21 protein-coding genes are annotated in these 17,730 nt (G+C 67.8%); 14 read left to right on the top strand and 7 right to left on the bottom strand.

All coding sequences use genetic code 11. The annotated features are described in order from the left end of the window. The first annotated feature begins 43 nt into the window (after positions 1–43). The 4 genes from ACZ1H8_RS04125 to ACZ1H8_RS04140 all read left to right on the top strand — a co-directional run bounded on the left by ACZ1H8_RS04125 (position 44) and on the right by ACZ1H8_RS04140 (position 5,792). Complete coding sequence (locus tag ACZ1H8_RS04125; protein ID WP_465180111.1) at positions 44–2,809, top strand: hybrid sensor histidine kinase/response regulator; 2,766 nt, start codon at positions 44–46, stop codon at positions 2,807–2,809. A gap of 10 nt (positions 2,810–2,819) precedes the next feature. Next, complete coding sequence (locus ACZ1H8_RS04130) at positions 2,820–3,194, top strand: hypothetical protein (RefSeq protein ID WP_465180112.1); 375 nt, start codon at positions 2,820–2,822, stop codon at positions 3,192–3,194. Between the two features lie 272 nt (positions 3,195–3,466). Next, positions 3,467–5,293: a DUF885 domain-containing protein gene (locus ACZ1H8_RS04135; RefSeq protein ID WP_465180113.1), complete on the top strand. Its 1,827-nt coding sequence runs from the start codon at positions 3,467–3,469 to the stop codon at positions 5,291–5,293. A gap of 31 nt (positions 5,294–5,324) precedes the next feature. Continuing rightward, the gene (locus ACZ1H8_RS04140) at positions 5,325–5,792 is read left to right on the top strand and encodes a GNAT family N-acetyltransferase (protein ID WP_465180114.1); all 468 of its coding nucleotides are present in this window, start codon (positions 5,325–5,327) and stop codon (positions 5,790–5,792) included. Between the two features lie 224 nt (positions 5,793–6,016). Here ACZ1H8_RS04140 and grpE read toward each other — a convergent pair whose 3' ends face one another. The 4 genes from grpE to ACZ1H8_RS04160 all read right to left on the bottom strand — a co-directional run bounded on the left by grpE (position 6,017) and on the right by ACZ1H8_RS04160 (position 8,890). Further along, a complete protein-coding gene (grpE, locus tag ACZ1H8_RS04145; RefSeq protein WP_465180115.1) occupies positions 6,017–6,586 on the bottom strand; it encodes a nucleotide exchange factor GrpE in 570 nt (189 codons plus the stop codon). A gap of 14 nt (positions 6,587–6,600) precedes the next feature. After that, on the bottom strand, positions 6,601–7,644 hold the full coding sequence (gene hrcA / locus ACZ1H8_RS04150; protein WP_465180116.1) for a heat-inducible transcriptional repressor HrcA: 1,044 nt from the start codon (positions 7,642–7,644) through the stop codon (positions 6,601–6,603). 77 nt (positions 7,645–7,721) lie between these two features. Next, positions 7,722–8,360, bottom strand: coding sequence for a DUF6438 domain-containing protein (locus tag ACZ1H8_RS04155; RefSeq protein WP_465180117.1), 639 nt, complete (start codon positions 8,358–8,360; stop codon positions 7,722–7,724). A gap of 23 nt (positions 8,361–8,383) precedes the next feature. Then, complete coding sequence (locus tag ACZ1H8_RS04160; protein WP_465180118.1) at positions 8,384–8,890, bottom strand: DUF6438 domain-containing protein; 507 nt, start codon at positions 8,888–8,890, stop codon at positions 8,384–8,386. A 126-nt stretch (positions 8,891–9,016) separates the two neighbouring features. On the opposite strand from ACZ1H8_RS04160, the gene rph reads away from it, so the two are divergent. From rph to ACZ1H8_RS04200, 8 genes are all read left to right on the top strand, one after another. Then, complete coding sequence (rph, locus tag ACZ1H8_RS04165; RefSeq protein WP_110153464.1) at positions 9,017–9,730, top strand: ribonuclease PH; 714 nt, start codon at positions 9,017–9,019, stop codon at positions 9,728–9,730. Beyond that, a complete protein-coding gene (gene rdgB / locus ACZ1H8_RS04170) occupies positions 9,730–10,422 on the top strand; it encodes an RdgB/HAM1 family non-canonical purine NTP pyrophosphatase (RefSeq protein WP_465181334.1) in 693 nt (230 codons plus the stop codon). The genes rph and rdgB overlap by 1 nt, the downstream gene beginning before the upstream one ends. Positions 10,423–10,578: 156 nt before the next feature. Beyond that, the gene (locus tag ACZ1H8_RS04175; protein ID WP_465180119.1) at positions 10,579–11,106 is read left to right on the top strand and encodes a phage tail protein; all 528 of its coding nucleotides are present in this window, start codon (positions 10,579–10,581) and stop codon (positions 11,104–11,106) included. A gap of 36 nt (positions 11,107–11,142) precedes the next feature. Further along, the gene (locus ACZ1H8_RS04180; protein ID WP_465180120.1) at positions 11,143–11,676 is read left to right on the top strand and encodes a phage tail protein; all 534 of its coding nucleotides are present in this window, start codon (positions 11,143–11,145) and stop codon (positions 11,674–11,676) included. A gap of 20 nt (positions 11,677–11,696) precedes the next feature. After that, positions 11,697–12,248: a phage tail protein gene (locus ACZ1H8_RS04185; protein ID WP_465180121.1), complete on the top strand. Its 552-nt coding sequence runs from the start codon at positions 11,697–11,699 to the stop codon at positions 12,246–12,248. Positions 12,249–12,451: 203 nt separating this feature from the next. After that, positions 12,452–12,979: a phage tail protein gene (locus ACZ1H8_RS04190; protein WP_465180122.1), complete on the top strand. Its 528-nt coding sequence runs from the start codon at positions 12,452–12,454 to the stop codon at positions 12,977–12,979. A 33-nt stretch (positions 12,980–13,012) separates the two neighbouring features. Continuing rightward, a complete protein-coding gene (locus tag ACZ1H8_RS04195) occupies positions 13,013–13,546 on the top strand; it encodes a phage tail protein (protein ID WP_465180123.1) in 534 nt (177 codons plus the stop codon). Between the two features lie 18 nt (positions 13,547–13,564). Next, complete coding sequence (locus ACZ1H8_RS04200) at positions 13,565–14,140, top strand: phage tail protein (RefSeq protein ID WP_465180124.1); 576 nt, start codon at positions 13,565–13,567, stop codon at positions 14,138–14,140. A gap of 4 nt (positions 14,141–14,144) precedes the next feature. On the opposite strand, the gene ACZ1H8_RS04205 is transcribed toward ACZ1H8_RS04200, so the two are convergent. Beyond that, positions 14,145–14,843, bottom strand: coding sequence for a pirin family protein (locus ACZ1H8_RS04205; protein ID WP_465180125.1), 699 nt, complete (start codon positions 14,841–14,843; stop codon positions 14,145–14,147). 65 nt (positions 14,844–14,908) lie between these two features. Next, entirely contained in the window at positions 14,909–15,607 is a 699-nt protein-coding gene (locus ACZ1H8_RS04210; RefSeq protein ID WP_465180126.1) for a pirin family protein, read from the bottom strand. A 114-nt stretch (positions 15,608–15,721) separates the two neighbouring features. On the opposite strand from ACZ1H8_RS04210, the gene ACZ1H8_RS04215 reads away from it, so the two are divergent. Next, positions 15,722–16,651 carry a LysR family transcriptional regulator gene (locus ACZ1H8_RS04215; RefSeq protein WP_465180127.1) on the top strand — a complete coding sequence of 310 codons (930 nt, stop codon included), beginning with the start codon at positions 15,722–15,724 and terminating at the stop codon, positions 16,649–16,651. A gap of 119 nt (positions 16,652–16,770) precedes the next feature. On the opposite strand, the gene ACZ1H8_RS04220 is transcribed toward ACZ1H8_RS04215, so the two are convergent. Beyond that, entirely contained in the window at positions 16,771–17,115 is a 345-nt protein-coding gene (locus ACZ1H8_RS04220) for a hypothetical protein (RefSeq protein WP_465180128.1), read from the bottom strand. Between the two features lie 53 nt (positions 17,116–17,168). Between ACZ1H8_RS04220 and ACZ1H8_RS04225 the strand changes: the two genes are divergently transcribed. Continuing rightward, positions 17,169–17,507 (top strand): GNAT family N-acetyltransferase, encoded by a 339-nt coding sequence (locus tag ACZ1H8_RS04225; protein ID WP_465180129.1) that lies wholly within the window; start codon positions 17,169–17,171, stop codon positions 17,505–17,507. Positions 17,508–17,730 lie beyond the last annotated feature (223 nt).

Consider the following 17,730-nt stretch of genomic DNA (forward strand, 5'->3'; position numbering starts at 1 on the left):
ACCGTTGACACAAAGTTGCGGTTTTCCCATGTGACGCGCCGACATGGCATCCCGACAGACGCGCAACGTTTCGCTCACCCCCGAACTCGACCGCTATATCGACGAGCAGCTCGCCATTGGCGAATATGGCAATGCCAGTGAGGTCGTGCGCACCGCGATCAAGCTGCTGCGCGATGGCGGCACCCCTGCCCCGCCGGTGGATCCGACCGATCATGGCTGGCTGATCGGGGTCAGCGCGTGCGCGCGGCTGATCCGCGGGATCGACTGGTCGCAGAATCCGCTGGGACCGATCGGGAACTGGTCGCCCGAGCTGAAGACGACCGTCAGCAACGTGGTCAACTCGCCGGTGCCCAAGGTGCTGATGTGGGGTCCCGACCATGTCATGATCTATAATGACAATTACAGCCTGATCGCCGGCGACAATCATCCGCGCGCGATGGGCGGCACCGTGCCCGGCATCTGGCCCGAGATCTGGGACTTCAACCGCAAGGTGCTGGAGGCCGGGTTCCGCGGCGAGACGATGTCGGCGCTGGAACAGACCCTGGTCCTCAACCGTCACGGCACGCCCGAGGAAATGGTCTTCGACCTGTTCTACACCCCCGTCTATGAAGGCGGGAAGGTCGGCGGCGTGCTGTGCGCCGTGGTCGACATCACCGAGCGGGTCGAGGTGCGGCGCCGCGCCGAGCATGGCGAATATGAGCTGCGCACGATCACCGACGCGCTGCCGGTGCTGATCTCCTATATCGACAGCGACCTGACCTATCGCTTCGCCAATCGCTATTACGAGACCTGGCTGGGGGTCCGCGCCGAGGACGTCGTCGGGCGCACGGTGCGCGAGGTCGTCGGCGAGGAAACCTTTGCCGAGCGGATGCCGCTGATCGCGCGTGCGCTCAATGGCGAGTTCGTCGTCGCCGACACGACGATGCCGCATCAGGACGGGTCGAAGCGCGCCTGCGAGGCCCATTATCTGCCGCGCAGCCAGGACGGCAGGGTCGTCGGCTTCCACGTGCTGGTGTTCGATATCCAGGAGCGCGTCGACCGCGAGGCCGACCTGGCGCGCCAGGTGCGCCATCGCAGCCGCGCCGAACAGCAATTGCGCCAGCTGAACGAGACGCTGGAGGCGCGGGTGATCGAGGAGATTGCCGAACGCCGCCATGCCGAGGCGGTGCTGATCCAGTCGCAGAAGATGGAGACGGTCGGGAAGCTGACCGGCGGCGTCGCGCACGACTTCAACAACCTCCTCCAGGTCGTGTCGGGCAATCTCCAGCTGCTGGCGCGCGACGTGGCGGGCAATGAGCGGGCGGAGACGCGCGTCGCCAATGCGCTGTCGGGCGTGTCGCGCGGCGCGAAGCTGGCGGCGCAACTGCTCGCCTTTGGCCGGCGCCAGGCGCTGGAGCCGCGGGTGGTCAATTCGACCCGGCTGGTGCGCGACATGGACGACATGCTGCGCCGCGCGATCGGCGAGGGGATCGAGGTCGAGACGATCGTGGCCGGCGGGCTGTGGAACAGCTTCATCGATCCGGCGCAGCTGGAAAATGCGCTGCTGAACCTGGCGATCAACGCGCGCGACGCGATGGAGGGCACCGGCAAGCTGACGATCGAGCTGGGCAATGCCAGCCTCGACGACGACTATGCGCGGACCCATGCCGAGGTGACGCCGGGCCAATATGTCATGCTGGCAGTCAGCGACACCGGATCGGGCATGACGCCCGAGGTGCTGGAAAAGGTGTTCGAACCCTTCTTCTCGACCAAGAGCGAGGGCAAGGGATCGGGACTGGGCCTGTCGATGGTCTATGGCTTCGTCAAACAATCGGGCGGCCATGTGAAGATCTATTCGGAGCCCGGCGAAGGCACGACGGTCAAGCTGTACCTGCCGCGATCGGCCGCGCCCGAGGATGTCGAGGTGATGGTCGATTCCGGGCCGATCGTCGGCGGGACCGAGACGGTGCTGGTGGTCGAGGATGACGACGAGGTTCGCGCGACCGCGATCGAGCTGCTGACCGACCTGGGCTACCGCGTGCTGAAGGCGGTCGACGCGACCAACGCGCTGAGCGTGATCGAGAGCGGCATCCCGATCGACATCATCTTCACCGACGTGGTGATGCCCGGCCGGCTGAAGAGCCCCGAGCTGGCGCGGATGGCGCGCGAGCGGCTGCCGAACGTCGCGGTGCTGTTCACCTCGGGCTATACCGAGAATTCGATCGTCCATGGCGGTCGGCTCGATCCCGGCGTCGAGCTGCTGTCCAAGCCCTATACGCGCGAGCAGCTGGCGCGGCGGCTGCGCCATGTCGTCGCCAACCAGCAGCAGCGCAGCGCCGCGAGTGCGCGGACGATCGAGGCGCTGCCGCCGATCCTGCCGGTCGAGGGTGTGCCCGCGCCGGTCGTCCACCCGCGCGTGCCGGTCCCTGCCCCCGCGACGGTGCTGCTGGTCGAGGATGACGAGCTGATCCGCGCGAGCACGTCGGACATGCTGCAGGGTGCCGGCTATCTGGTGATCGATGCGGGCAGCGCCGAGGATGCGCTGGTCGCGCTGCAGACGACGATGATCGACGTGCTGGTCAGCGACGTGAACCTGCCGAGCATGAACGGCCCCGAACTGGCCGGGCGCGCGCGGGCGATCCGGCCGAGCATCGGCGTGGTCTTCGCCACCGGCGACCGCCACGCCCCGGCGGCAGGCGCGGTCGACGGCGCGGTGATCCTGGCCAAGCCCTATGACGGCGCGCAGCTGGGCCAGGCGGTGGCACAGGTGACGGCGCGCTCGCCGATGCGCGCCGCGCGGGCGGACGATGCCGAGGCGCCGGCCGAATGAGCGGCGCGCGGTGACGCACCGGATCGCGGGGTGGAAGCTGGATCCGGCCGGCCGCGCGGCTTTGCTCGGCCGGGTGCCGCCACGATACGAGCGGCTGGTCGCGGACCATGTGACGCTGCGCTTCGCCACCGATGACGCCACCCCGCTGCCGGTCGAGGCCGAAGGCGAGGTGATCGGCGTTGCCGACGACGATGCCGGCGTCCAGGCGCTGGTGGTGTGCATCGCTGGCACGACCGAACGCGGCGACGGCAGCCAGTTCCACATCACCTGGTCGCTGGGCCCGGACCGCAAGGCGAAGGAAAGCAACGACGTGATCGCCGCGCGGGGCTGGACGGCGATCGAGGCGGTGCGGATCGGGCTGATCCCGGCGCGGTGGGACCGGTAGGGACGGCTTGAGGGTGGCGCCGCCCTCACCTCACACCCGTCACCCCGGCTGCAATGCCGGGGTCCACCGGGCGGCACATCCCGGAGGTGGGGTTCTTTAGGCAAGGGTCGCCCCGGGCGGTCGTTGCACACGTCAACGGGTCCGGGATGGAGAAGGGGTGGACCCCGGCACTTCGGCCGGGGTGACGAGGTTGTTGGCCTGCGAAACACACGGCCTCGACCGGGGCGTGTGGGGTGGTTAGGGTCCGCCCCGTATCAAGGGGATCCGAACCGATGACCGCCAATTTCGACCGCCGTCAGTTGCTTGCCGGGATCGGCACCGCCGCCATGGCTGCCGGCCTGCCTGGCCGTGCGGCTGCTGGCTTCGCCACGCCCGACAAGGATGCGCGGCTCGATGCGCTGCTGATGCGGCAGTTCGAGCAGGGGCTGGTCGAGGATCCGACCGGGGCGACCAGCCTGGCGCTCGATACCGGCAAGCGGGCGGCGTTGCGGGCACGCTTTCCCGACTGGAGCGCTGCCGGGCGGGCGGCGAAGGCGAAGCGGGTCGATCGCAACCTCGCCGAGCTGCGCAGCCTGGGGCGCGAGGGGCTGGGCGATCAGGCGGGGCTTGCCTGGGACTGTGCCGAGTTCGACCTGCTCGCGCGGCAGCGGCTGAATCGCTTCCGCTATCATACCGGCGGCTTCTGCCACCGGCCGGGGCCATATGGCGTCACCCAGCTGGGCGGCTTCTACACCGGGGTCGGCACCTTCCTGGACAGCCAGCATCCGGTGAAGACCCGCGCCGATGCCGATGCCTATATGGCACGGCTGGCGGCGGTGCCGGGGCTGATCGATGCCGATACCGCGCTGGTGAAGGAGAATGCGGCGGCCGGGGTGATCGCACCGCGCTTCATCCTCGACAAGGCGCTGCAGCAGCTGGCGCGGCTGCGCGACGGCGAGCCCGCATCGAAGACCCTGGTCTCCTCGATCGCGCGGCGCAGCGGCGAGATCGCCCTGAGCGGCTATGGCGATCGTGCCGCTTCGATCTTTGCCGGGCCGATCCGCGCGGCGCTGACCCGGCAGATCGAGGCGCTGACCGCGCTGCTCCCGCGCGCCGGCGATGCGCCGGGCGTGTCGCGCCTGCCTGATGGCGAGGCCTATTATGCCGCGGTGCTGGCGCAGCACACAACGACGACGATGAGCGCGGACGAGATCCACCGGCTGGGGCTGGAGCAGGTCGCCGACCTGAATGCGCGGATGGACACACTGCTGAAGGCGCAGGGTTATCGCGACGGGAGCATTCGCGACCGGCTGGCGGCCTTGGGCAGCTCGCAGGGCCAGGCCTTTGCCAACACCGATGCGGGGCGCGCCGAGTTGCTCGCCTATCTCAACGGCCGGCTGGTCGCGGTGCGCGAGCGGTTGCCGCGCGTATTCAGCCGCCTGCCCAAGGCGCCGTACGAGATCCGCCGCGTGCCACCCGAGATCGAGATCGGCGCGCCGGGCGGATCGGCGCAGGCGGGGACGCCCGACGGATCGCGGCCGGGCATCTTCTTCATCAACCTGCGCGATACCGGCGAATGGCCGCGCTACACCCTGCCCACCCTCGCCTATCATGAGGGCGCGCCGGGGCATTTGTTCGAGGGCGCGCTGAAATATGAGGATGCAGGGCTGCCGTTGTACCGCCAGACCGCGTCGGTGACGGCCTATGGCGAAGGCTGGGGCCTGTATGCCGAGCAGGTCGCCGACGAGCTCGGCATGTATGACGACGATCCGCTGGGCAAGATCGGCTATCTCGCGTCATTCGCGTTCCGCGCGGCGCGGCTGGTGGTCGATACCGGGATGCACGCCAAGGGGTGGAGCCGCGACAAGGCGGTCGACTATCTCGCCGCGACCTCGTCCAAGATCAGCGCGGCGCAGACCGAGATCGACCGCTACATCGTCTATCCGGGCCAGGCCAATGCCTACAAGATCGGGCAGATCGCGATCAGCCGGCTGCGCGACGAGGTGGCGTCGCGGCCGGGCTTCACCCAGGCGAAGTTCCACGACGTGGTGCTGGGCGCCGGGCGGGTGCCGTTGACGGTGCTGGAGCAAAGGGTGGGCGCGGCCTTCCCGGCGGCATGAGGGCGTGAGCGGAACTGCCGTCTGGAGGCCGATGCGGGTCGAGGATCTGGCGGCGGTCGCGGCCATTTCCGATGCGGTGCATGGTGCCTTCACCGAGCCTCGATCGGTCTATGCCGAGCGGCTGGCGCTGTATCCGCAGGGGTGCCATGTGCTCTCCAAAGGGGACGAGGCGGCGATCGGCTATCTGATCGGCCATCCCTGGCCGGTCGATGCGGTGCTGCCCGCAATCGGCAAGCCGATCGGCGCGGTCCCCGAGGGTGCCGACGGCTATTATCTCCACGACCTCGCGCTGATGCCGGCGGCACGCGGCCAGGGCGCGGCGCAGGCGGCGACCGCGTTGGTGCTGGCGCAGGCACGGGTCGAAGGCGCGCGGGCGGTGATGCTGATCGCGGTCAACGGCGCCGACCGCTTCTGGCGGACGCAGGGCTTTGCCGAGGTGCCGGTCGACCTGCCCTATGGCGCCGGGGCGATGGCAATGCGGCGGGCGCTGAGGGATTGAAGGATCTGCGCCGTCGTCGCCAGCCTGACCCACACCGCACCCGTCACCCTGGCCTCAATGCAAGAATCCGCTCGTCCCCCGTCCCGGAGCGAAGTGGCTCACGTCGAGCGCCTGGGGCGGCCCATGTCGCAAGAGCCTCGCCTCCGGGATGTGCCGCACCGTGGACCCCGGCACTGCGGCCGGGGTGACGGTGCGTGTGGGGTGAGCCCCTGCCCCGCCCTTGCTCAGTCGGGCTTCTTCGCGACGCCGACCAAAGCGGGGCGCAGGAGGCGGTCCTTGATCATGTAGCCGGACTGGATTTCCTGGACGACGGTGCCGGGTTCGGCATCCGCGCTGGGGATCTCCATCATCGCCTGGTGGCGATTGGGGTCGAGCGCTTCGCCCAGCGCGACGATCTTCGAGATGCCGTGGCGGGAGAAGACCGATTCGACCTCGCGGCCAGTGGCCTCGAGCCCGACGACCAGGCCCTTCAGCTTCTCGTCCTCGCGCAGTTCGGCGGGGATCGCGGCCAGCGCGCGGGTCAGGTTGTCGGCGACCGACAGCACGTCGCGGGCGAAGGCGGTCGCGGCATAGGTGCGCGCATCGGCCGCCTCGCGCTCGGCGCGGCGGCGGACATTCTGGGTCTCGGCCTGGGCATAGAGGACCGCGGCCTTCGCCTCGGCCAGCTCGGCCTCCAGCCCGCTCAGCCGGTCATGATCGGCGACTTCGGGCGCTTCCGCGGCAGTTTCCTCGCGCAGCGTCTCGCTCTCGTTCGAATGTGCTTCGGCAGTGTCCATCGTCTCGTCTTTCGCCATAACTTCCTGTCACTTTACCCCAAGAGGCGCGCCATTGTCGCAGCCGTGAAATCCACCATGGGCACGACGCGCGCATAGTTCAACCGCGTCGGGCCGATCACGCCGACCACGCCGACCACCCGCCCGTCGAGCGCGCGGACCGGTTTCGCGATCACCGACGACCCCGACAACGCGAAGAGCTTGTTTTCCGATCCGATGAAGATGCGGGTCGCCTCGCCGTCGCGCGCGCTGTCGAGCAGGCGGGCAATCTCTTCCTTGCCCTCCAGCTCGTCGAGCAGCTGGCGGACGCGGTCGAGATCCTCGGTCGCCGCCGCGTCGATCAGCCGCGCCTGGCCGCGCACGATCAGCACCGGGCGGTGGCCGCTATCCTCGCTCCACAGCGCCAGCCCGCGCTCGACCAGCGTGCGCGCGGCACTGTCCAGCGCGGCGCGCTCGGCGCGGATCTCGCGGTCGATCCGCGCGCGCGCCTCGCTGAGCGTCAGGCCCGACAGGGTGGCGCTCAGGTAATTGGACGCCTGTTGCAGCGAGGCGGGGTCCATGCCGGCGGGCAGGTCGACCACGCGATTCTCGATCGATCCGTCGGTGCCGACCAGCACCGCCAGCGCGCGGTCGCCGCCCAGCGGGGCGAAGCCGAACTGGCGCACCACCGGCTCGCGCTTGGGCACCAGCACCATGCCGGCGCAGGCCGACAGGCCCGAGAGCGCGGCGGCGGTATTGGCCAACGCCTCCTCGACCGGGCCGCCCTCGCCCGCGCGCGCCTCGATCGCGGCGCGTTCCTCGGGCGAGGGTTCGTTCGCCTGCATCATCCCGTCGACGAACAGGCGCAGCCCGATCTCGGTCGGCATGCGGCCGGCGCTGGTATGCGGTGCGGCGAGCAGGCCGAGCTCCTCGAGATCCTGCATCACGTTGCGGATCGACGCCGGCGACAGGTTGAGGCCGGAAATCTTCGAGATGGTGCGCGAGCCCACCGGCGCGCCGCTGTCGAGATAGGATTCGACCAGGATGCGAAACACGCCCCGCGCGCGGTCGGTCAGTTCGTGGATCGGCGGGCTGTTCATGCCAGCGATGTAGGACACGTGCCCTGCCGCCTCAACGCCCTTGCGCGCGGATTGCGGCGCTCGGGGCCGGGTTCGCGCTATTCGATCGGGTTACCGCGCCGATTGAGGCCGATCCACTCGATCACCGGCAACTTGGCGAGCGCCGAATTGATCGATTTCTGGATCGGTTGGTAGCGTGGCTCGACGCATCCCGAAGCCCAGTGCAGCGCGTCGACGCGGCCTGCCGCGCCTGCCCAGGCGATCGAGCGGGAGGCGCCTTCCGGAATATAGTCGGCGCATTCGCCGGGCTCGTTCTCGACGATCATCCGGCGACCGGCCTGGCTCACCGGGGCAAGGGCGGCGATCACCTGTCGATAGGTCCCGGGCGATACGCGGAAGGTGCGCGACCCGACCAGGGTGGTGGTATCGCGATTGGTGAACGGCCCCGCCCCCTGACCGTTGAAAATGCCGCGGCCATCGGCGAACAGGGTAATGGTGAAGACCGGGCATTGCCCGTTGCAGGCGCCATAGCCGATCTCGATCGAGCCGGGATCGAAGCGCGGTCCGGCGACGGATGGCGATGCGGTCGGGCCCGGCTGCGCGACTGGCGATGCCGGGGCCGATGGCGTCGCGCCGTGCCCGAGCCGCTGTCTGATGCGATCATCGGGCGCATCGCCGCCGCAGCCGCCAATCGACAGCCCCAATGCGGCGAGCGTCGCCGTCCATTTTCCCCGCATTCGTCCCCCCGGCGAATCCTAGATCAGGGCCGCTCGCCGATCAGCGCCTCCAGCTCGGGAATCGCATCGGGCGCGTTGCCCAGTGCGTCGGCCATTGCCCGGTTCTGCTCCCGATTGCAGCCGAAATAATAATAGAGCTGCTGGATGTCGCCGATCATCCGGGTCCAGGTAATGTCGACGCTGGGCATGTCGGTGACCGGCTGCTCGCATCCCGCGCTGCCATGTTCGTAGCGCCGGACGCCGCTTTCGGGGCGATAGGGCTGGAGGCGGGCGAGGAACGCCTGATAGGCCGCGGGCGTCGTCCTGAACACGCGTTCGCCCTCGACCTTGGTAAAGCGCTTGCCAGTGAACACGCCGCTGCCGTCCGGGCGCAGCGTCACCGAATAGACCGGGCAGGCGCCGAAGCACGGACCCGTTTCATAGGTCACCGAATCGCCCTCGATCGGGACCGGCCGGTCACCGGGACCATCGCTGCGCGGCACGCAGCCCGCCAGCGTCACGGCCGCCACACCCAGGATCATCCACCGCATCGTCATTCTCCCTCGCATCGCCCAACCCCCGAGCCCGTCCGTGGTTGCCGCGGGCACGCTGCGGGCTGGCGCCGTCCCCGACAAACGCCTAGGTGCCGCGTCAAACCTTGCAGGAGACTGAAGCACATGCGTCCTTCCGGCCGCGCGCCCGACCAGATGCGCACGATTTCGATCGAGCCCAATTTCACCCGCCATGCCGAGGGATCGGTGCTGATCGGTTTCGGCGACACCCGCGTGCTGGTGACCGCCAGCATCGAGGAGCGCGTCCCCCCCTTCCTGCGCGGCAAGGGCGAAGGCTGGGTGACGGCGGAATATGGCATGCTGCCCCGCGCCACCCATACCCGCGGCAGTCGCGAGGCGGCCAAGGGCAAGCAGTCGGGCCGCACCCAGGAGATCCAGCGGCTGATCGGCCGGTCGCTGCGCTCGGTCACCGACCTCAAGGCGCTGGGCGAGCGCCAGATCACGCTGGATTGCGACGTGATCCAGGCGGACGGCGGCACGCGCACCGCGGCCATTTCCGGCGCATGGGTCGCGCTGCGCCTGGCGGTGAACAAACTGATCGCCGGCGGCCAGCTCACTCGCGATCCGATCCAGCAGCAGGTCGCTGCGGTCAGCTGCGGCATCTATCAGGGCACGCCGGTACTCGACCTCGATTATGACGAGGACAGCGCGGCGGACGCCGACGGCAATTTCGTGCTGCTGTCCGACGGCAAGATGGCCGAGGTCCAGGCGACCGCAGAAGGCGCCTGCTATGACGAGGAAGCGCTGCTTCGCCTGCTGCGCCTTGCGCGGATCGGCGCGAAGGATATCTTCGCCGCTCAGTTGAAGGCGGTTGGATGATGATCGACGAGAGCGACCAGGAACGCGCAGCACCCCGCCAGGCCATTCGCCAGCTTGCCCCCGGCAGGCTGGTGATCGCCAGCCACAATGAAGGCAAGGTGCGCGAGATCCGCGAGTTGCTCGGCCCCTATGGCATCGAGCCGGTCTCCGCGGCCGAGCTCGACCTGCCCGAACCCGAAGAGACCGGCACGACCTTCGTCGCCAATGCCGAGCTGAAGGCGCTGCAGGCGGCGGACCTGTCGGGCCTGCCCGCGCTGGCCGACGACAGCGGCTTGTGCGTCGAGGCGCTGGGCGATGCGCCCGGCATCTTTTCGGCCCGCTGGGGCATGGCAGATCCCGGCCTGCCCGGCGTCGATCCGGTCGAGGGCGGTGCGGCGCGCGATTTCGGCCTGGCGATGCGCCGGGTCGAGGACAAGCTGGCGGCGCTGCCCGAGGGCACGTCGCGCAGCGCGCATTTCGTCTGCGCGCTGGCGCTGGCCTGGCCCGACGGCCATGTCGAATGGTTCGAGGGGCGGGTCGACGGCACGCTCGTCTGGCCGCCGCGCGGCGATCGCGGCTTCGGCTATGATCCGATGTTCCTGCCGCTGGACGGCGGGCAGACATTCGGCGAGATGGACCCCGATGCCAAGCACGCGATCAGCCACCGTGCGGATGCGTTCCGCCAGCTGGTGGATGCCGTCTTCACGACTTAGGTCCGAGCGGGACATGGGGTCGTTTCGCGAGCGCAGCAAACACCCATTTCCGACGCAATCGAGGCTATCGGCTCCCCGCTCCATGCGTTAGCCCTCTCCCGTCAGCGGTCGAACCATCGGGCGCAGATCTTTCATCGATGCTCGGGGGGAGGGCATATGACCCAGCAATATGTGGGCGAGATCCGCCTGTTCCCGTACAGCTTTGCTCCGAGGACCTGGGCCTATTGCGCGGGTCAGATTCTGCCCGTTCAGCAGAATCAGGCGCTGTTCGCGCTGATCGGCACCACCTATGGCGGGAACGGCGTATCGAACTTTGCGCTACCCGACATGCGCGGGCGGACCGTCGTCGGCATGGGCAATGGGCCGCTCGGCAATTATGCCTGGGGTCAGCAATCCGGCACCGAAACCGTGACGCTGATCGAGACCCAGATTCCGATGCACAGCCATTTTTGGCAGGTGACGCGCGACGCGGGCGACACCACTGCGCCTGCGAACAACTATTTCGCCGCCAGCCGCACGGGCGGTCAGCCGGCCGCAGCCTATGGTCTTCCGACGACACCCGTCGTGCTGGCACCGACCACGATGGGCATCGGCGGCGGATCCCAGCCGCATGAGAATATGCAGCCCTATCTGGGGCTTGGCTATTGCATCGCGCTGCAGGGCCTTTTCCCGTCGCGCAACTGAGCGCGTTCACAGACCGCATATTGCGAGGATATCGAGATGAGCGAACCCTATCTGGGCGAGATCCGGCCATTCGCAGGCACGTTCGCGCCGCGCGGCTGGCTGCTGTGCAACGGCCAGTCGGTCAGCATCGCGCAATATGAGGCACTCTTCACCCTGATCGGCACGGCCTTTGGCGGCGACGGCACCACGACCTTCGGCTTGCCCGATCTGCGCGGCCGCCTGCCGGTCGGCATTGGTCAGGGACCCGGCCTGACCAATCGCGTCATGGGCCAGACGGGCGGCGTGGAAGCGGTCACCTTGACCACCGCGCAGATGGCGGCGCACAGCCACCCCGTCATCGTGTCGGGGGACGGCGCGGAGTCGCCACAACCCGCCGGCAACGTTCCGGCCGCACCCGCCAATGGCGGCCTTTTCTACCTGCCGCCAGGCGTGGGTACGCAGAACGACGCGCCGCTTGCCGGTGACTGCATCACGCCCATTGGCAATGGCCTGCCGCATGAAAACCGCATGCCGGTGATCGCCATCACCTACATCATCTCGACTGCCGGCGTCTTTCCGCAGCGCAACTGACGAACGAGGGGGAAACTCATATGGCGGATCCATTTGTTGGCGAGCTCCGGGTGATGGCCTTCAGCTATGCGCCCGCCGGCTGGATGCCGTGCGACGGCCGCTTGCTGTCGGTGTCGCAGTTCACCCCGTTGTTCGCGATTATCGGTACCCTTTATGGGGGGAACGGCACCACCACGTTCGCGGTCCCCGACCTGCGCGGCTCGGCGACGATCGGCCAGGGCCAGGGGCCGGGGCTGACCAATTATGTGGTGGGAGAAACGGTGGGCACAACTGCGGTCACGCTGACGCTGAACGAATTGCCGACGCACAACCATGTCCCCGACGCCAAGGTCAATCAGAGCGGTACGGCGAACATGCACAATGTGCCGTTGACCGGCGACCAGCTGTCGCGCTTCGCGCCCTCGGGCGGCATCGGCTCGGCCTATAACAATCCTCCCCTGAGTAACGCGGCGACCTTTGCTGCATCGATGATCCAGCCAGCGGGGGGCAGCCAGCCGCACTCCAATCAGCAGCCCTATCTGGCGATGATGTACTGCATCGCGACCAGGGGGATCTTCCCGTCACGCAACTGAGGCGGGGCGCCTGACAATGCGCGCACTCTGCGACCGGCTGGTGCTGGCGGGACCAAAGCGGATGCAAGGGCTTCGCGGTCGCAGCAAACATTCATTATCGACCCAACCGCGCTGTCCGGCGAGCCTGGCTTGCCCTAGCGCCTGACACATCGTCCTTCACGTGACGAGGAATTGGCGCGCAATCCGCCGCGCGGGGAGGACGCATGAGTCAGCAGTTCGTCGGCGAGATCCGGCTGTTTCCCTTCGCCTTCGCACCCCGGACCTGGGCCCTGTGCGCGGGTCAGCTGATCGGGATGCAGCAGAATGCGACGCTGTTCGCGCTGCTCGGCACGCTCTATGGCGGCGACGGCACGACCAGTTTCGGCCTGCCCGACCTGCGCGGCCGCGCGCTGATCGGCAGCGGGACGGGGCACGGCGCAAGCTATGCGAACGGTCAGGCCGCGGGCAGTGAGTCGGTGACGCTCGTCCCGGCACAAATCCCCGGGCATCGTCATGCCTGGCAGGTGACACGCGATCCCGGCGACACGATCGCCCCCGCCGGCAATCACTACGCCGCAGGGCGCGCGGGCGGGCAGCCGGCAGCCACCTATGGCGCGCTCGCCACGCCGGTGACGATCGCCCCGACCACGATCGGCCCAACCGGCGCGTCGCGGCCACACGACAATATGCAGCCCTTTACCGTGCTCAACTACTGCATCGCCCTCGAGGGCACCTACCCGTCGCGCAACTGACCGGCGCGATCCAGCAGCTTCAAGGATTTCCGAATGAGTAATCCCTATCTGGGCGAGATCAGGCCATTCGCCGGCATCTTCGCCCCATGCGACTGGCATTTCTGCGACGGCTCACTGCTCGACATCGCGACCAATCAGCCGCTATTCGCCCTGCTCGGTACCGCGTTCGGCGGCGATGGCGAAACAAGCTTTGCCCTGCCCGATCTGCGCGGCCGGATCCCGATCGGACAGGGTCAGGGTCCGGGATTGACCGACCGGGCGATCGGTCAGCAGTCTGGCAGCGAAACCGTCACCCTGACCATCGACCAACTGCCGGCGCACAGTCATGCCGTGACGGTCACGTCCAGCGCCGCCACCTCGCCCCAGCCCGGTGGAAACGTACCCGCCACCCCGGCCAACGGCGCCGCATTCTACCTGCCCCCCGATGTCGGCACGCAGGTCGATGCACCCCTGGCGGCGGATACGCTGCAGCCCGCGGGTGGGGGTCAGGCGCACGAGAACCGGATGCCGACCGCCGCCATCAGCTTCATCATCTCGCTGACGGGCGCGGTCCCGCAGCCCGACTGACCCGCGAGGAGCCAAGCCATGATGCCTTATATCGGCGAAATCCGCGCCTTCGCCTTCGGCTACGCGCCCAGCTGCTGGATCCCCTGTGACGGGCGGATGCTGACCATCGACGACTTCTCGCCGCTCTTCGTGGTGATCCGAAACGTCTATGGCGGCGACGGCGAAACGACGTTCGCGATTCCCGATCTTCGGGGTGCCGCGCTTGCCGGCCAGGGGCTGGGACCGGGCCTGAGCCCCTATGCGATCCCCGAGGTCGTCGGCCAGTGCGAGGTGACGCTGACGATGGACCAGCTGCCCGCCCACACGCATACCGCGCGGGCAAAGGTGAATGCCTCCGGCGTCGCCAACATGCACGGCGCGCCGCAACCCGGCGATCAGCTGTCGCGGCTCGCGCCGGTCGGGGTCGTCGGTTCCGCCTTCAACACGCCGCCGCTCACCAATCCGGCCAGCTTCGCGCCGGAGATGGTACAGGCCGCGGGCGGCGGCCAGGCGCATGACAATCAGCAGCCCTATCTGGCGATGATGTACTGCATCGCCGCCATCGGCCTGGTCCCCGCCCCGCCCGATGGCAGCTCGAACGGGCAACGACGCTGAGGCCTCAGCGCAGGTCGATCAGCAGGACCTCCGCCTCGGTATCCGCCTCCAGTTCGAGGATCTTCTCGCCGGTCAGCGCGGCACCATCGCCTTCGCGCATCTCGGTGCCGTTCAGCCCGATGATCCCGCCGATCACCTGCATCCAATAGCCGCGCGCCGGGTCGAGCGGTCGCGTGACGCTGCGTCCCTCGTCGAGGCGCAGCATCTCCATCCGCGCATCCTGATTCAGCCGCAGCGATCCGTCGCGGCCGTCGGGGCTGGCGATCAGGACGAAGCTGTTTCGCCCCTCTTCGGGCGCGAAGCGGCGCTGTTCGTAGGACGGCTCGACGCCGAGTTCGGCGGGCAAGATCCAGATCTGGAGCGCATGGGCGCGCTCGTCCGGGCTTGGGTTCATCTCGCTGTGGCGGATGCCGGTGCCGGCGCTCATCCGCTGGACGTCGCCGGCGTTCAGCGTGACGACATTGCCCATGCTGTCGCGGTGGGCGATCGCCCCCTTCAGGACCAGGGTGACGATCTCCATGTCCGCATGGCCATGTTCGGCAAAGCCCGCGCCGGGCACGACGCGGTCCTCGTTCAGCACGCGCAGGTCGCGAAAGCCCATGTGGCGCGGATCTTCATAATCGCCGAACGAGAAGCTGTGCCACGCATCGACAAAGGCGCCTCGGTGCGTGCCGCGCGCGCCGCGGTCGCGAAAGCTGATCATCCTGACCTCCCTTCAGAAAATGCGGATACCGCGCCGCCGGGTGACGGCGCGGCACCGCGTGCGTGTCAGGCCGCGTCGACCATGACGATCTCGCTGTCCTCGATCGCGGTGACGCTCAGCGTCTCGAGGTCGCTGATCGCCACGCCGTCGCGGGCATTGGCCTGGACGTCGTCGATCCGGATGCTGCCGGTCGCCGGGACCAGATAGGCCTTGCGGTCCTTGCCGATCCTGTAGGTCGCGGTCTCGCCCGCCTTCAGCGTCGCGGCGACGATCCGGGCGTCGGTGCGGATCGGCAGCGCGTCGCCATCCTCGGCATAGCCCGAGGCGAGCGTGACGAACTGGCCCGAGCGCTCGCCCTTGGGGAAGGGCTTGGCACCCCATTGCGGGGCGTCACCGGTGCGGGTCGGCACGATCCAGATCTGGAAGATGCGGGTCGTCACATCCTCGCGATTATATTCCGAATGGCGCACGCCGGTGCCCGCCGACATCACCTGGACGTCGCCCGCCTCGGTCCGGCCGCTATTGCCCAGGCTGTCCTGATGGGTGATCGCGCCTTCGCGGACATAGGTGATGATCTCCATGTCGCGGTGCGGGTGCGGCGGAAAGCCGGTGCCGGGCGCGATCGTGTCGTCGTTCCAGACGCGCAGATTGCCCCAGTTCATCCGGGCCGGATCATAATAATCGGCGAACGAGAAATGATGCTTGGCGTCGAGCCAGCCATGATTGGCGCCGCCGAGGCTGTCGAAGGGACGAAGTTCGATCATCTGAGGTCTCCCGAAATGCGCGGCGGGGTCGCCGTGTCGAGAACCCATCTAGGCCTTGCCGTTCGTTTCGATCAGAGGGATAAAATCATCCATCTTGTTCGAGAAAGTTGAATAGTGAGCGATCCCGGCGCCCCGAGCCTCGACCAGTTGCGTATCTTCCTGGCGATCGTCGACGAAGGCAGCTTCGCCGCCGCGGCGCGCAGGCTGAACCGGGCGGTATCGGTCGTCAGCTACGGCATCGCCAATCTGGAGGCACAGCTTGGCCTGACGCTGTTCGAGCGCGAGGGCACGCGCAAGCCGCGGCTGACCGATGCCGGCCGCGCGGTGCTGACCGAGGCGCGATCGGTGAGCGAGGGGATCGACGGGCTGCGTGCGACCGCGCGCGGGCTGCTCCAGGGGCTGGAGGCCGAGGTCGATCTGGCGGTCGACGTGATGCTGCCGACCGAGCGGCTAGGCCGGGTGCTGCGCGCATTCTCGCGCGAATTCCCCACCGTGTCGCTGCGCCTCCATGCCGAGGCGCTCGGCGCGGTGACGGCGATGGTGCTCGATAGAACCGCGGTACTGGGCCTGTCCGGCCCGCTATCGGCGGGCGTCGAAGGGATCGACTCGATGGCGGCGGGATCGGTGACGATGGTGCCGGTCGCCGCGCCCGACCACCCGCTGGGTCGGATGACCATCATCCCGCCCGGCGCCGGCCGCGGCTTCACCCAGATCGTGCTGACCGACCGGTCGCGCTTTACCGAAGGGCGCGACTATTCGGTGATGAGCCACAAGACCTGGCGGCTCGCCGATCTGGGCGCCAAGCACGCGCTGCTGCGCGAAGGGATCGGCTGGGGCAACATGCCGCTGCCGATGATCGAGGCGGACCTGGTCGCGGGCACGCTGGTCCGGCTGGCGATGCCCGACCATGTCGCCGGCACCTATCGCTTCGCCGCGATCTGGCGCCGCGACACTCCGCCCGGGCCGGCGGCGTCCTGGCTGCGCGACCAGTTCGTCGGGATCGGCCGCGACGATGTCGAGCAGGAGGGGTTGGGGGATATTTAGGGGCGCCGCCAGCAGCGGTGTGGCATGGAACGGCCCACACGACGCAAAGCGGCCAGTCGTTAATGCTCCAAGTGCAGTCGTTCAGTGGGGCTAAATCGACTTTAGAACCATACGGCCGTTCAGAAGGGCAGATCGACAGTCCTGTGCTTTTCGAGAAAGGGTCTGATTAGCTCACCAGTCCGCGGCTCATGTCTCTCGCTGTGATCGAAGGCGATGTAAAACTCGAAGAAAGTGTTTGGCCACTCGACATCATCACAGATGTCCAACAACACGCCCCATAGCGCGTTGGCCACGCTGTCTGTGAATTCCCAACCAAGAAAGCCGGTGAAGAAATCCTCCGCCAACTCCAACGCAATGGAATCCAGAATCTTATCGGCAGACAGGCCTGTGGTGTTTGACCACCGTCCGATATCCTCGCTCGTAACTAAACGGCCTCCGCTACGCCAACGATCGCGGAGCTCCATTAAGATCCTACCATGCATAATCAGGTGTTACGGCCTATCTGACATTTGAGCCAGTGATCGGCGTGCGCATCTCGCGCTTCTCCGGCTGTAAGCGTATGATGATCGTCCCCTCGATCGCCCCGACACTCAGCGGGCCGGCTGCACCACCAGTCGCGCAGATTGCTGATCATTGCGGCTATCGTTACCATTCAAAAATGATAACCACCGAACGCTTCAGCCTGCGTCCCTTTGAACCAGCGGACTACGAAGCGTACCTCTCGATGCTCGCCGCCCCCGAGCCGAGCGTGCCATGGCGGCAGGTGATGTCGCCCGAGGATGCCTGGCACCGTCTTGTCCGGCACGCGGGTCACTGGGCGTTATTCGGCTACGATAAAGGGTGGGTTCGAGTTTGAATGGGCGTCAGCCCGTGGACGAAGGGGCGTGGTGCGGCTCGCGTACCGAAAGGGCACCAGACAGAAGTTCTTGAAGTTCGAGTGGGACGGCAAGAACGCAGATGGCGCCCGCGAAAGCGCGATGGCGTTCAGGGCTCAACGCCTGGCGCACTGCGGAATGCCTCGGCTGTGACGCAACAATGTCCGGTCGGCGATTGAGCATCTGGCTCGAAAGGCACGTATA

The sequence above is a fragment of the Sphingomonas sp. BL-S-25 genome (assembly GCF_055521555.1).